Raw genomic sequence first — 12425 nt, 5'->3', positions numbered from 1 at the left:
CTCCTTGGCGGCCTGGTTGACGGCGTTGTCGACCTCCTGCCGGTCGACCTTGCTGACGATGTCGAAGGAGCTGGCGGTGCTGGTGGGGACCGCGGTGCTCCTGCTGCTCCTCGCCGGGTGGGCCGGGCCCACCGCTGGCTCGGTGGCCCGCTGGCTGGCGTGGGCCCCGCTGCCGGCGCTGCAGGCGATCTCCCCCGACCGCACGGTGCTGCTGCTCGCGCTGCTGCTGGTCCAGCTGGCGACCGGCAACGTGGTGGTGCGGCTGGTGCTCATCCAGGTGGGGGCGCTCCCGCGCGAGGGCGTGCCGCAGCCGGCCGAGCGGCTGCGCGGCGGCCGGGTGCTCGGGCCCATGGAGCGGCTGATCATCCTGGGCCTCGGCCTGGCCGGTGAGGTCACCGCCGCCAGCCTCGTGATCGCCGCCAAGGGGCTGATCCGCTGGCCCGAGCTGCACCAGAGCGCCAGCGAGCTGGAGGGGGTGGACCCGGCCACCGTCGGCGTCGACCAGGTCACCGAGTACTTCCTGGTCGGAAGCATGGTCAGCTGGCTGGTCGCGCTGTCGGCGCTCGCGGTGGCCCAGCTGGGCTGAGCGAGCCGACGCCGCCGTCAGGCGTCGATGACGATGGGGATGATCATCGGGCGCCGCCGCAGCTTGTTGCCCACGAACGAGCCCACGGTGCGGCGGATCACCTGCTGCAGCTGGTGGGTGTCGGTGACGCCGTTCTGCCGCGCCTCCTCCAGGGCGGCGTCCAGCCGGGGCCGGACGTTGTCGAAGACCCGCTCCTCCTCGGCGAAGCCCCGGGTCTGGATCTCTGGCCCGGCCGCTACCTTGCCGGTGCTGGAGTCGCGGACCACGATGATGGTCACGAACCCCTCGTCGCGCAGGATCCGGCGGTCCTTCAGGAGCGTCTCCGTGGTGCCCCCGACCGAGGAGCCGTCGACGTAGACGTAACCGCAGTCGACCGCACCCGCGACCCGGGCCACCCCGTCGACCAGGTCCACGACCACCCCGTCCTCGGCGTAGACCACCCGGTCCTGTGGCACGCCCGTGGCCACGGCCAGGTCCCCGTTCGCGACCAGGTGCCGCCACTCCCCGTGCACCGGCATGACGTTGCGTGGCCGCACGATGTTGTAGCAGTACAGCAGCTCGCCGGCGCTGGCGTGACCGGAGACGTGCACGAGCGCGTTGCCCTTGTGGACCACGTCGGCGCCTAGCCGCGTCAGCCCGTTGATCACCCGGTAGACGGCGTTCTCGTTGCCCGGGATGAGCGAGGAAGCGAGCACGACGGTGTCGCCGTCCCCCACCTCGATCTTGTGGTCCCGGTTGGCCATGCGGGACAGCGCCGCCATCGGCTCGCCCTGGGAACCGGTGCACACCAGCACCTGCTCGTCCTCAGGCAGCTGCGCCAGCCGGCCGAGGTCGACCAGGATGCCGTCGGGTACCCGCAGGAACCCCAGCTCGGCCGCGATGCCCATGTTGCGCACCATCGAGCGGCCCACCAGCGCCACCTTGCGGCCGGACTCCTCGGCGGCGTCCAGCACCTGCTGCACCCGGTGGACGTGGGAGGAGAAGCAGGCCACGATGATGCGCCGCCGGGCCCGGTGGAAGACGCGCTCGATGGCCGGGGTGATGTTGCGCTCCGGCGTGGTGAAACCGGGCACCTCGGCGTTGGTGGAGTCGACCAGGAACAGGTCCACTCCCTCCTCGCCGAGCCGGGCGAACGCGCGCAGGTCGGTGATGCGCCGGTCCAGCGGGACCTGGTCCATCTTGAAGTCCCCGGTGTGCAGCAGGGTGCCGCCAGGGGTGCGGATCGCGACGGCGAGCGCGTCGGGGATCGAGTGGTTGACCGCGATGAACTCGCAGCCGAAGGGGCCCAGCTGCTCGGTGTCGCCCTCCTTCACGCCCAGCGTGAAGGGGGCGATCTTGTGCTCCTTGAGCTTGGCCTCGACCAGCGCCAGCGTCAGCTGGGAGCCCACGACGGGGATGTCGGGCTTGCGGCGCAGCAAGAACGGGACGGCGCCGATGTGGTCCTCGTGGCCGTGGGTGAGCACCAGGGCCACGACGTCGTCGAGCCGGTCCTCGATGTAGTCGAAGTCGGGCAGGATGAGGTCCACGCCCGGGTGGTGCTCCTCGGGGAACAGCACGCCGCAGTCGACGATGAGCAGCTTGCCGGCGTGCTCGATGATCGTCATGTTGCGGCCGATCTCCCCCAGGCCTCCCAGCGCGACGACGCGCACCCCGCCGTCGGGGAGCGGACCGGGGGCACTCAGCTCGGGGTGGGGGTGGCTCATGGCGGTCACCATATCGAGGGCGGCACGGCCGGGCCGGGTGTCGGGAGGGGGCTCTAGAGTGACCCCATGCAGCAGTACCTGGACCTGCTTCAGCGGGTGCGCCACGAGGGCGTGCGCAAGGACGACCGCACCGGGACCGGCACGCTGTCGGTCTTCGGCCACCAGATGCGGTTCGACCTGCAAGCGGGCTTCCCCGCGCTGACCACCAAGAAGCTGCACCTGCGCTCGGTCATCGGCGAGCTGCTGTGGTTCCTGCGCGGCGGCACCAACGTGCGGTGGCTGCAGGAGCGGGGCATCACCATCTGGGACGAGTGGGCCGACGAGCACGGCGAGCTGGGGCCCGTCTACGGGCACCAGTGGCGCTCCTGGCCCGCCCCGGACGGCCGCACGATCGACCAGATCGACCGGGTCATCACGTCGCTGCGGGACAACCCCGACTCCCGCCGGCACATCGTCTCAGCGTGGAACGCCGCCGACGTCGAGGAGATGGCGCTGCCGCCGTGCCACACCCTGTTCCAGTTCTACGTCACCCCCGCAGCCGGGGACGGCGCACCCGCCCGGCTGTCCTGCCAGCTCTACCAGCGCAGCGCGGACGTCTTCCTCGGGGTGCCGTTCAACATCGCCTCCTACGCGCTGCTGACGCACATGGTCGCCCAGGTCACCGACCTGGCGGTGGGCGAGTTCGTGCACACCCTCGGCGACGCCCACCTCTACCTCAACCACCTCGAGCAGGCGGACCAGCAGCTGAGCCGGACGCCAGGGCCGCTCCCGACGCTGTGGCTCAACCCCGAGGTGCGTCACATCGACGCCTTCGACCTGGCTGACGTGGAGGTGCGCGACTACGTCGCCGCGCCCTCGATCAAGGCCCCCATCGCCGTCTGAGCCGCATGTCCCGTCCCCGCTACCAGGTCGTCCCCGCCGCCTACGTCGCGCTGACCCGGCCGGGCCGCGCCGGCCACGAGACAGGCCGGGAGGTGCTGCTGCAGCGGCGGCAGGGGACGCGGTTCATGGACGGTTGGTGGGCCTGCGCCGCCGCCGGGCACGTCGAGTGGGGCGAGACCGCCCTGCGGGCCGCGGTCCGGGAGGCGCGCGAGGAGATCGGGGTGGAAGTCCAGGAGGCCGACCTGGTGCCGCTGGCGACCGTCCACCGGGCCTGCGTGCTGCACGACGACCCGGTCGAGGAGCGGATGGACCTGTTCTTCACCACCGAGCGGTGGCGGGGAGAGCCTCGGGTGGCCGAACCGGAGAAGTCCGCCGAGCTGCGCTGGTGGCGGCTGGCGGACCTGCCCGAGCGGGTCGTCCCGCACGAGCGCAAGGCACTGACCGCGCTGGCGCAGGACCGGTACCCGACCTTCCTCACCCACGGCTTCCAGCAGCGGCTGACGCTGGTCGCGGCGGTGGGCCGCAACGGTGCGATCGGGGACGGCTCCGGCATGCCCTGGCACCTGCCGCAGGACCTGGCCCACTTCAAGCGCACCACCATGGGCGGGACCATGGTGATGGGACGCGGCACGTGGGACTCGATCGGCCGGGCGCTGCCCGGCCGACGCACGATCGTGGTCACCCGCGACCGGGACTGGCGGGCCCCCGGCGCGGAGGTGGCGCACTCGGTGCCCGAGGCGCTGCTCATGGCCGGGGAGGGCGAGGTCTTCATCGCCGGGGGCGGCCAGCTGTACGCGCAGACCATCGCCGCGGCCGACCGGCTGGTCATCACCGAGGTCGACCAGAGCCCGGCAGTCCCGGTCCGCTTCCCCGAGATCGACCCGGACCGCTGGCAGGAGGTCTCCCGCATCCCGGGCGAGGGGCTGCAGTGGGTGGAGTGGCGCCGCGACGGCAGCGTCGCCTCCGTTTCCGGGTAGCGGCCCGGCCGGCCGTCCGGGCCGTTACAGGGGGCAGCCCAGGTTGTTGTCCGCGTCCAGCCGCTCTGCGAGGGCGAGCATGGTGGCACGGTCGCCGGAGGCGAAGGCCGCGTTGACCGTCGCCACCAAGTGGTCCCGGCCCTCCAGCCCCGTCGCGAACCGGCGCCACGGGTATCCCAGACCCTCGTGGGCCGCATTCAGCCAGGCAGCCACGGCCGCCCGCGCCAGGATGGTGGAGGCACCGTCGACGCCGCGACCGCCGCCACCGGCGAGCGCCTGCTCGAGGGTGAGACCGGCGACCGAGGACGGTGCGCTCGAGTAGAGGTTCTGCACCAGGTGTGCCGGCGTGGTTTCCTCCCAGCTGTCAGTGTGGTTCTTCCAGTAGCCGGGGGTGCAGCCCTCCATGCCGATGCTGACCGCCTGCGCCGCCGGAGCGGCGCCCACCGCGAGCGCGGCGGCGAGAGACATCGCCAGCCATGGGACAGACCTCGACGAAGCCTTCATCAGTAACTCCCCTTCACAGTGACGCGTCAGGTAAGTAGCGAGTAAAGACTAGCCATGGGGGTGGTAAGCCAGCAATACCTTCCTTTTGGCGGCCGGCTCCGCGGGCGCGCGGGACCACAGTTCGGTCGGCGACGGCCGGCACGGGCGTTCGTCGGGTGAGGGGCCGCGATGGCCGTTAGATTGCCACCGTGACCGACAAAGCCGTGCAGTCCGAGATCATCAGCGCCCTCGAGGTGGTCGACCCCGCGACGTTCGACCCCGCGACCGAGCGACAGCGGCGCGTCCACTTCCTGGCCGAGTACCTGCGCACCAGCGGCGCCCGTGGCCTGGTCCTGGGCATCAGCGGTGGGCTCGACTCCACCGTGGCGGGACGGCTGTGCCAGCTCGCCTGCGAGCAGGTGCGCTCCGGCGGCGGCGAGGCCGCGTTCGTCGCGGTCCGGCTGCCGTACCACGAGCAGCAGGACGAGGACGACGCCCAGCGGGCGTTGCGCTTCATCGACGCCGACGAGACCGTGACGGTCAATGTCGGACCGGGCACCGACGGGCTGTGGCAGGAGGTGGTGGCGGCAGGGACGCCGGTGGCCGACAACAAGGACGACTACCACAAGGGCAACGTCAAGGCGCGCATGCGGATGACCGCCCAGTACGCGGTCGCCGGTGCCCGCGGCATGCTCGTGGCCGGCACTGACCAGGCCTCCGAGGCGGTGACCGGCTTCTACACCAAGCACGGTGACGGAGCAGCTGACGTCACCCCGCTGTTCGGGCTCACCAAGCGCTGGGTCCGCCAGCTCGGCACGGAGCTCGGTGCGCCCGAGGACCTGGTCAGCAAGGTCCCGACGGCCGACCTGGAGTCGGACCAGCCGATGCTGCCCGACGAGGAGGCGCTGGGCGTGACCTACGAGGCCATCGACGACTACCTCGAGGGCAACGAGGTCGCGGCCCACGACGAGGAGACGATCGTGGGCTGGTTCCGGCGCACCGCCCACAAGCGGGCGCTGCCGGTGACTCCCGACGGTTTCCTCCGCGACCGGGAGTGAGCAGGCGCCTCCCGGCTCAGCCGTCGTAGTCCAGCCGCACCCGGTCGGTCACCGGGTGGCTCTGGCACGCCAGCACGTAGCCCGCAGCCACCTCGTCCTCCTCCAGGGCGTAGTTGCGGTCCATCCGGACCTCCCCCTCGACCACGCGGGCACGGCAGGTGCCGCACACGCCGCCGGTGCAGCTGAACGGGGCGTCGGGTCGCTCCCGCAACGTCGCGGCCAGCACCGTCTCCTGCCGGCTGGGCATGGCGACGGTCGTGGTGCGCCCGTCCATGGTGACCGTCACGGTCGCCTCCGGCTGGTCGGTCTGCCCAGCCTCCACCGCAGCGGGTGTGCCGGTCACGGGGGGCACCGAGGCGCCCAGCTCGTCGACGTGGAACACCTCGTGGTGGACGTGGTGGTGGTCCACACCGTGCTCGTCGAGCAGCTCGCGGGCCCCTTCCACCATGCCGAACGGCCCGCAGAGGTAGAACTCGTCGACGGTCGGGATGGGGGCGAGCGCGGCGAACAGCCGCTCCAGCCGCTCCCGGTCCAGCCGGCCGTGGAAGAGCTCGACCTCGTGCGGCTCCCGGGAGAGCACGTTGACCAGCGTGAACCGCTCCGGGAAGCGGTTCTTCAGGTCCATCAGCTCCTCGAGGAACATGATGCTGTCGGTCCGGCGGTTCCCGTAGAGCAGCGTGACCTGGGAGCGGGGCTCCTCCTCCAGCGCGGTGGTGACCAGGGACAGCACGGGGGTGATGCCGCTGCCGGCGGCGACGGCGACATGGTGGCGCGCCCGGTCGGGCTGGGTCGGGCAGGTGAAGCCGCCGAGCGGGGTCATCACCGACACCGTGTCACCGACCGACAGCTGCTCGTTCAGCCAGCCGGACATCACCCCGCCGGGCACGGTCGCGCTGGCCACCCGTACCTCCTGGCGGCGGCGCGCCTCGGCGCGGGAGAGGCAGAGGGAGTAGGAGCGGCGCACGTCCTCGCCGTCGATGCTGGCTCGCAACGTCAGGTGCTGGCCGGGCGCGAACCGCAGGTAGTCGGCCGCCAGCTCGTCCGGGACCGCGAACGAGACGGCGACGGCGTCGCTGGTCAGCGGCTGCACGTCGCTGACGACGAGGTCGTGGAAGGTCGCCCGCCTCCGAGCGGGACGCTGCACCAGGAGACTCATCAGATCGGCTTGAACTCCTCGAACGGCTCCCGGCATTCCAGGCACCGGCGGAGTGCCTTGCACGCCGTGGAGCCGAACCGGGAGAGCTCCTCGGTGGCCGTGGACCCGCACGTCGGGCAGGCCACCTGCCGGCGGGACAGCCCGACCGGGACCGGCCGGCTGGCCTGGCCGGCGGCACGCTCGCCGGGCGGGGCGATGCCGAAGCGGCGCAGCGCCTCCCGGCCACGGGCACTCATCCAGTCGGTGGTCCAGGCAGGGCTCAGCCGGGTCGCGACCGCGGCCCGGTAGCCGCGGGAGGCGATCGCCTCCTCCACGCTGCGGCGGATCACCTCCATCGCGGGGCACCCGCTGTAGGTCGGAGTGATCGTCACTTGCACCACGCCCGTGTCCTCGTCGACGTCCAGCTCGCGCACGAGGCCGAGGTCGTCGATGGTCAGCACCGGGATCTCGGGGTCGGCGACCTCGCGGACCGCCCGGGCCACCTCGGCTTGGGTGGTCGTGGCCACGGCGCTCACCAGCTCGCCCCGGGATGCGTGCGATGCAGGTGCTGCATCTCGGCCAGCAGGAAGCCCATCGCCTCGCTGTGGATCCCGGTGCGGCCGCCACGGGCGTGCCACCGCGGCTCGGGGGGCGCCCCCAGGCCCGCCTCGGCGAGGACCGCCTCGACGTACTCCCTAGCCACCGGGGCACCGACCGGGTCGTCCTCGGTCAGCTCGGGCAGGTACGGCGCCACGTCCACCAGCGCCTGCTGCATCCGCGCGCGTGACTCCTCGGTGCCGTCCCCGAGCCGCAGCACCCACTGGGTGGCGTGGTCCCGGTGGTAGGCGACCTCCTTGACCGCTTTGCCGGCGACTCCGGCGACCACCTCGTCGGGGCTCTGCTGCTCCTGCCGCAGCCGCTCCAGGCGGTGGGCGGAGAACCACAGCAGCCGGGCCATCTCGTGGGCGAAGTCGCCGCGGGGGCGCTCGACGAGCTGCACGTTGCGGAACTCCCGCTCGTCGCGCCAGAACGCCAGGGCGTCCTCGTCCCGGCCGGTGCCGTCCAGCTCCCCGACGCGGGTGAGCAGCCCGCGGGCCTGCCCGAGCAGGTCCAGGCCGATGTTGCCCAGCGCCATGTCCTCCTCGATCTCGGGGGCGCGGGTGAGCCACTCCCCGAGCCGCTGGGCGTAGACCAGGGCGTCGTCGGCCAGGCCGAGCACCACGAGCGGGTCGACCCGGCCAGCGTGCCGGGACGCGCCGGCGGCGGTCGCGGCGCCGCTACCCGCCTCAGTCATAGGTACTCCACGTCCTCGGGCACCTCGTAGAAGGTCGGGTGCCGGTAGACCTTGTCCCCGGCGGGGTCGAAGAAGCTGTCCCGCTCCTCCGGGCTGCTGGCCGTGATCACGCCGGAGGGCACCACCCAGATCGAGACGCCCTCCTGGCGGCGGGTGTACAGGTCCCGGGCGTTGCGAAGCGCCATCGTCGCGTCCGGCGCGTGCAGGGACCCGACGTGGGTGTGGGACAGCCCGCGCTTGCCGCGGACGAACACCTCGAACAGCGGCCACTCGCCGGTGCCGCTCATGCGGCGCCCTGCCCGCGCGCGGCGTGCTTGGCGGCGTAGGCGGCGGCCGCCTCCCGGACCCAGGCGCCCTCCTCATGGGCCTGCCGCCGGTGCGCCAGCCGCTGGGCGTTGCAGGGGCCGTCGCCGCCGAGCACCCGCCAGAACTCCTCCCAGTCGATCTCCCCGAAGTCCCAGTGGCCGCGCTCCTCGCTCCATCGCAGGTCCGGGTCGGGGAGGGTCAGTCCGAGCTTCTCGGCCTGCGGAACGGTCATGTCGACGAACTTCTGCCGGAGGTCGTCGTTGGCGAACCGCTTGATGCCCCAGGCCATGCTCTGCTTGGTGTGCGACTGCGTGGCCGCTCCGTTGACGTTCTCCCCCGTGTCGGGCGGACCGAACATCATCAGCGACGGCCACCACCAGCGGTCCACGGCGTCCTGCGCCATCTCACGCTGCGCCTCGGTGCCCCGCGCGAGGGTCCACAGGATCTCGAAGCCCTGCCGCTGGTGGAAGGACTCTTCCTTGCAGATGCGGACCATGGCCCGTGCGTAGGGGCCGTAAGAGCAGCGGCACAGCGGCACCTGGTTCATGATCGCCGCACCGTCGACGAGCCAGCCGATGGCACCCACGTCGGCCCACGTCAGCGTCGGATAGTTGAAGATCGAGGAGTACTTCTGCTTGCCGGCATGCAGCTTGGCCAGCAGCTCGGAGCGGTCCACGCCCAGCGTCTCGGCCGCGGAGTAGAGGTACAGCCCGTGGCCGGCCTCGTCCTGGACCTTGGCCATGAGGATGGCCTTGCGCCGCAGGCTGGGTGCCCGGGTGATCCAGTTCCCCTCCGGCTGCATGCCGATGATCTCCGAGTGGGCGTGCTGGGCCATCTGCCGCACCAGCGTGTCCCGGTAGGCCGCTGGCATCGCGTCCCGCGGCTCGATCCGCTGGTCGGCGTCGATGAGGCCCCCGAAGTGCTCCTCGACCACCTGGGCGTAGTCCTCGGTCTCCGCCGCGTTGAGGGGCCCTACCTGGCTGCCGTCCATACCCCCAGTATGCCGCAGGCAGCCCAGCGATGTCACACTTCACCCGTCACCTGCCGCCAGGAATGTGACAAGCCCCGGGTGCGAGACTGGGCCGGTGAGCGAACCGCACAGCCACTCCCCCGGCCCGCTGGCCGACGCCAGCGTTCGCACCGCCCGGGTGACCGACGCTCCCGCCGTCGGCCTGGTCCAGGCGCTCGTCTGGCAGGAGGCGTTCGCCGGCGTGCTTCCGGCGGAAGCGCTCGAGCAGTTCGAGGGGCCGGCCTTCGCCGCCGCCTGGCGGCGGTCGCTGGAGGACCCGCCCAGCCCGGTGCACCGGCTGCTGGTCGCCTGCGCCGGGGCGCAGGTGGTCGGCTTCGCCGCCATCGCACCGACTGCGGAGTCCGGCGTCGGCGAGCTGCTCGTCCTCGGCGTGCATCCCGACGCCCGCCGGGCCGGCCACGGCTCCCGGCTGCTCAACGCCGCCGCCGACACGCTGCGCGCGCACGACCGCACCGAGCTGCACGCCTGGGTGCCCGCCGCCGACGAGCCGACCCGCGCCTTCCTGTCCGCGTCCGGTCTGGGGCCGGACGGTGCGTGGCGCGACCGCGTGATCGACCCCGAGGGGGCGACGCTACGGGAGGTCCGGCTGGTCGGGTCGCTGGGCTCGTGACCGCCCGGGCCGCGCGGGAGGGCCGGCCCGCCCGGACCCCAGCAGGGTCGTGGCGGTACCGCCCGGTGGTGCGCCAGGCGCTCGCCGTCGGCATCGCGACCGGCGCGTACGGGATCAGTGCGGGTGCCCTCGCCGTCGCCGCCGGGCTCTCGGTGTGGCAGGCGATGGCGACCTCGCTGCTGCTGTTCAGCGGCGGCTCCCAGTTCGCCTTCTACGGGGTGATCGGCACCGGCGGGAGCCCGGTGGCCGCGGTCGCTGCCTCGACCCTGCTCGGGGTGCGCAACGGCTTCTACGGGCTGCAGCTGGTGCGCCTGCTCGACGTGCGCGGCTGGCGCCGGGCGGCCGCGGCCCAGCTGACCATCGACGAGTCCACCGCGGTCGCGGTCGGGCAGGAGGACCGCACCGACCAGCGGGTCGGCTTCTGGACCACCGGCCTGGCCGTGTTCCTGCTGTGGAACGCGATGACCCTCGCCGGCGCGCTGCTGGGCACCGCGCTCGGGGACCCGCGCGCCCTGGGGCTGGACGCCGCCGCGGCCGCCGCGTTCGTCGCCCTGCTGTGGCCCCGGCTGCGGGGCCGCGACCCGCTGGCGGTCGCCGCGCTCGCCGTGCTGCTCACCCTGGTGACCGCACCGCTGGCCCCACCGGGCATCCCGGTGCTGGTCGCCGCGGTCGCCGCCCTCGTCGTGGGGCTGCCCGGCGGCAGCAGGCGGCCGGCATGACGCTCTGGGTGGCGGTGGCGGCAGCGTGCGCGCTCGCGTACGCCCTGAAGCTGGCCGGCTACCTGGTCCCGCACCGGCTGCTCGAGGTGCCGTGGGTCGCTCGGGTGACCCCGCTGCTCCCGGTGGCGCTGCTGTCCTCGCTCGTGGTCACGCAGGCCTTCGTCGGGGACCGCACGCTGGTGCTCGACGCTCGGGCCGCGGGGGTGGCGGTGGCGGTGGTGGCGCTGCTGCTGCGGGCCCCGTTCCTCGTGGTCATCGCGCTCGCCGCGGCCACGGCCGCGCTGCTGCGGGCGGTGTCGTGAGTGTCGTGAGCACCCGCATCGTGGGGGTGGACGCCGCCCGCTGCCTGGCGCTGGTCGGGATGGTGCTCGCGCACCTGGCGGCCTTCAACCGCGCGGGCGACGACGTGGGGGTGACCTTCCAGGTCACGGCCGGCCGGTCCGCGGCGCTGTTCGCGGTCCTGGCCGGGGTGTCCATCGCACTGCTCGACCCGAGCCGGCGCCAGCTCGTGGTCCGGGCCCTGCTCCTCGCCGGGCTCGGCCTGCTGCTCGGTGCCGTGCCGACCGGGGTGGCGGTGATCCTCACCTACTACGGCGCCCTGTTCCTGCTCGCGCTGCCGGTGCTGGGCTGGGGCGCCCGGTCGCTGGCGCTGCTGGCCCTGGGCTGGGGGCTGTTGTCGCCGGTGGCCAGCCAGCTGCTGCGTCCCCACCTGCCGGACGCGAGCTACCAGGTGCCGGCGCCGTGGTCGCTGGCCGATCCCGCGCAGCTAGGCGCCGAGCTGCTGGTGACCGGGTACTACCCCGTGCTCACTTGGGGCACCTACCTGTTCGCGGGGATGGCGCTGGGGCGGCTGGACCTGCGAGCGCGGGCGTGGGGGCCGCGGCTGCTGGTCGTGGGCGCCTGGCTGGCGGTCGCTGCGCTGGCCGTCGACCGCTGGCTCACCCGGGAGGGCGGGGTCCGCGAGGCGCTCGTCGCCAGCTGGGACCGACCGTGGGCGCGGGTGAGCGACTGGGGCGACCTGGAGGTCGTCCTCAGCCAAGGCCTCTACGGCACCACCCCGACCGGGTCGTGGTGGTGGCTCACCGTGTGGTCGCCGCACAGCGGGTCGGTCGTGGACATGGCCCACACCGTGGGGACCGCCGTGGCCGTGCTGGGTGGCTGCCTGCTGCTGGCCCGCGCGGTGCCGACCGTGGCCCGGGTCGCCCTCGGCGCGGGCACGATGACGCTGACGCTCTACGTGGCCCACGTGCTGACGGTGGGGCTGCCGGACGCGGTCCCCGGTGCCCACGATCCGCGGGTGCACGTGGTGGGGCTCCTGGTCACTGGGGCGCTGGTGGTGAGCAGCGGCAGCAAGGGCCCGCTCGAGGCGCTGGTCGCCTGGCTGAGCGGGACGGCCTCCCGCCGCGCTGCCCCGCCCTGACGTCGGGCGCGCGCCCGCGGGCAGGGAAATGCGAGAAGCCGGGTCCCCGGGAGGAGGCCTCCCGGGGACCCGGCTTCGGGCGTCAGCGTGACGGCGTCAGCGACGCGGCCCGCTCACTCCTGGGAGTCGGACCCGTCTCCGCCGTTAACTTCGGGAGCGCTCACAACGACTCCACTCATCGACTGCTGACTGAGGACGCGGCGAAGTCCGCGAGGTCGTCGT

16 protein-coding genes are annotated in these 12425 nt (G+C 73.1%); 8 read left to right on the top strand and 8 right to left on the bottom strand.

What is annotated here, in order from left to right; all coding sequences use genetic code 11:
* The coding region (locus GFJ45_RS16955; RefSeq protein ID WP_153397744.1) for a DUF520 family protein at positions 1-132 on the bottom strand (132 nt) is incomplete at its 3' end.
* A gap of 10 nt (positions 133-142) precedes the next feature.
* On the opposite strand from GFJ45_RS16955, the gene GFJ45_RS12590 reads away from it, so the two are divergent.
* Entirely contained in the window at positions 143-586 is a 444-nt protein-coding gene (locus GFJ45_RS12590; protein WP_153397742.1) for a hypothetical protein, read from the top strand.
* A gap of 17 nt (positions 587-603) precedes the next feature.
* On the opposite strand, the gene GFJ45_RS12585 is transcribed toward GFJ45_RS12590, so the two are convergent.
* Positions 604-2289, bottom strand: coding sequence for a ribonuclease J (locus GFJ45_RS12585; protein ID WP_153397740.1), 1686 nt, complete (start codon positions 2287-2289; stop codon positions 604-606).
* 66 nt (positions 2290-2355) lie between these two features.
* Between GFJ45_RS12585 and GFJ45_RS12580 the strand changes: the two genes are divergently transcribed.
* Positions 2356-3171 (top strand): thymidylate synthase, encoded by an 816-nt coding sequence (locus tag GFJ45_RS12580; protein ID WP_153397738.1) that lies wholly within the window; start codon positions 2356-2358, stop codon positions 3169-3171.
* A gap of 5 nt (positions 3172-3176) precedes the next feature.
* Positions 3177-4148 carry a dihydrofolate reductase gene (locus GFJ45_RS12575; protein WP_153397736.1) on the top strand — a complete coding sequence of 324 codons (972 nt, stop codon included), beginning with the start codon at positions 3177-3179 and terminating at the stop codon, positions 4146-4148.
* Between the two features lie 24 nt (positions 4149-4172).
* Here the strand turns inward: GFJ45_RS12575 and GFJ45_RS12570 are convergent, their stop codons facing one another.
* Complete coding sequence (locus GFJ45_RS12570) at positions 4173-4616, bottom strand: hypothetical protein (RefSeq protein WP_153397734.1); 444 nt, start codon at positions 4614-4616, stop codon at positions 4173-4175.
* Positions 4617-4840: 224 nt separating this feature from the next.
* Here GFJ45_RS12570 and nadE point away from each other — a divergent pair, with 224 nt between their 5' ends.
* Positions 4841-5689 (top strand): ammonia-dependent NAD(+) synthetase, encoded by an 849-nt coding sequence (gene nadE, locus GFJ45_RS12565; RefSeq protein ID WP_153397732.1) that lies wholly within the window; start codon positions 4841-4843, stop codon positions 5687-5689.
* A 16-nt stretch (positions 5690-5705) separates the two neighbouring features.
* Here nadE and paaE read toward each other — a convergent pair whose 3' ends face one another.
* The 5 genes from paaE to paaA are packed head-to-tail and all read right to left on the bottom strand — an operon-like array spanning position 5706 to position 9415.
* Positions 5706-6845, bottom strand: coding sequence for a 1,2-phenylacetyl-CoA epoxidase subunit PaaE (paaE, locus tag GFJ45_RS12560; protein ID WP_153397730.1), 1140 nt, complete (start codon positions 6843-6845; stop codon positions 5706-5708).
* Positions 6845-7351: a 1,2-phenylacetyl-CoA epoxidase subunit PaaD gene (gene paaD, locus GFJ45_RS12555; protein ID WP_228386960.1), complete on the bottom strand. Its 507-nt coding sequence runs from the start codon at positions 7349-7351 to the stop codon at positions 6845-6847. The genes paaE and paaD overlap by 1 nt, the downstream gene beginning before the upstream one ends.
* A gap of 5 nt (positions 7352-7356) precedes the next feature.
* On the bottom strand, positions 7357-8118 hold the full coding sequence (paaC, locus tag GFJ45_RS12550; protein ID WP_153397728.1) for a 1,2-phenylacetyl-CoA epoxidase subunit PaaC: 762 nt from the start codon (positions 8116-8118) through the stop codon (positions 7357-7359).
* Positions 8115-8405 carry a 1,2-phenylacetyl-CoA epoxidase subunit PaaB gene (paaB, locus tag GFJ45_RS12545; RefSeq protein WP_153397726.1) on the bottom strand — a complete coding sequence of 97 codons (291 nt, stop codon included), beginning with the start codon at positions 8403-8405 and terminating at the stop codon, positions 8115-8117. The genes paaC and paaB overlap by 4 nt, the downstream gene beginning before the upstream one ends.
* Complete coding sequence (gene paaA, locus GFJ45_RS12540; RefSeq protein WP_153397723.1) at positions 8402-9415, bottom strand: 1,2-phenylacetyl-CoA epoxidase subunit PaaA; 1014 nt, start codon at positions 9413-9415, stop codon at positions 8402-8404. Before paaA ends, paaB begins: the two co-directional genes overlap by 4 nt.
* Before the next feature lie 94 nt (positions 9416-9509).
* Here paaA and GFJ45_RS12535 point away from each other — a divergent pair, with 94 nt between their 5' ends.
* The 4 genes from GFJ45_RS12535 to GFJ45_RS12520 are packed head-to-tail and all read left to right on the top strand — an operon-like array spanning position 9510 to position 12203.
* A complete protein-coding gene (locus GFJ45_RS12535) occupies positions 9510-10064 on the top strand; it encodes a GNAT family N-acetyltransferase (protein ID WP_153397721.1) in 555 nt (184 codons plus the stop codon).
* The gene (locus GFJ45_RS12530) at positions 10061-10783 is read left to right on the top strand and encodes an AzlC family ABC transporter permease (RefSeq protein WP_153397719.1); all 723 of its coding nucleotides are present in this window, start codon (positions 10061-10063) and stop codon (positions 10781-10783) included. Before GFJ45_RS12535 ends, GFJ45_RS12530 begins: the two co-directional genes overlap by 4 nt.
* On the top strand, positions 10780-11085 hold the full coding sequence (locus GFJ45_RS12525) for an AzlD domain-containing protein (protein ID WP_153397717.1): 306 nt from the start codon (positions 10780-10782) through the stop codon (positions 11083-11085). The genes GFJ45_RS12530 and GFJ45_RS12525 overlap by 4 nt, the downstream gene beginning before the upstream one ends.
* Positions 11086-11090: 5 nt before the next feature.
* Positions 11091-12203 carry a heparan-alpha-glucosaminide N-acetyltransferase domain-containing protein gene (locus tag GFJ45_RS12520; protein ID WP_153397715.1) on the top strand — a complete coding sequence of 371 codons (1113 nt, stop codon included), beginning with the start codon at positions 11091-11093 and terminating at the stop codon, positions 12201-12203.
* The last annotated feature ends 222 nt before the right edge of the window (positions 12204-12425 follow it).

Source organism: Ornithinicoccus halotolerans (assembly GCF_009602535.1).
Taxonomy (GTDB): Bacteria; Actinomycetota; Actinomycetes; order Actinomycetales; family Dermatophilaceae; genus Ornithinicoccus; species Ornithinicoccus halotolerans.
Note: the sequence above shows the minus strand (reverse complement) of the source record. Positions and strands in the feature narration are given on the sequence as shown.

Excerpts from the sequence above, each read along its gene's own strand:
- GFJ45_RS12585 (WP_153397740.1), bottom strand. The coding sequence starts at position 2,289 with ATGAGCCACCCCCACCCCGAGCTGAGTGCCCCCGGTCCGCTCCCCGAC.
- GFJ45_RS12580 (WP_153397738.1), top strand. The coding sequence starts at position 2,356 with ATGCAGCAGTACCTGGACCTGCTTCAGCGGGTGCGCCACGAGGGCGTG.
- GFJ45_RS12575 (WP_153397736.1), top strand. The coding sequence starts at position 3,177 with ATGTCCCGTCCCCGCTACCAGGTCGTCCCCGCCGCCTACGTCGCGCTG.
- GFJ45_RS12570 (WP_153397734.1), bottom strand. The coding sequence starts at position 4,616 with ATGTCTCTCGCCGCCGCGCTCGCGGTGGGCGCCGCTCCGGCGGCGCAG.
- paaE (WP_153397730.1), bottom strand. The coding sequence starts at position 6,845 with ATGAGTCTCCTGGTGCAGCGTCCCGCTCGGAGGCGGGCGACCTTCCAC.
- paaC (WP_153397728.1), bottom strand. The coding sequence starts at position 8,118 with ATGACTGAGGCGGGTAGCGGCGCCGCGACCGCCGCCGGCGCGTCCCGG.
- paaB (WP_153397726.1), bottom strand. The coding sequence starts at position 8,405 with ATGAGCGGCACCGGCGAGTGGCCGCTGTTCGAGGTGTTCGTCCGCGGC.
- paaA (WP_153397723.1), bottom strand. The coding sequence starts at position 9,415 with ATGGACGGCAGCCAGGTAGGGCCCCTCAACGCGGCGGAGACCGAGGAC.
- GFJ45_RS12525 (WP_153397717.1), top strand. The coding sequence starts at position 10,780 with ATGACGCTCTGGGTGGCGGTGGCGGCAGCGTGCGCGCTCGCGTACGCC.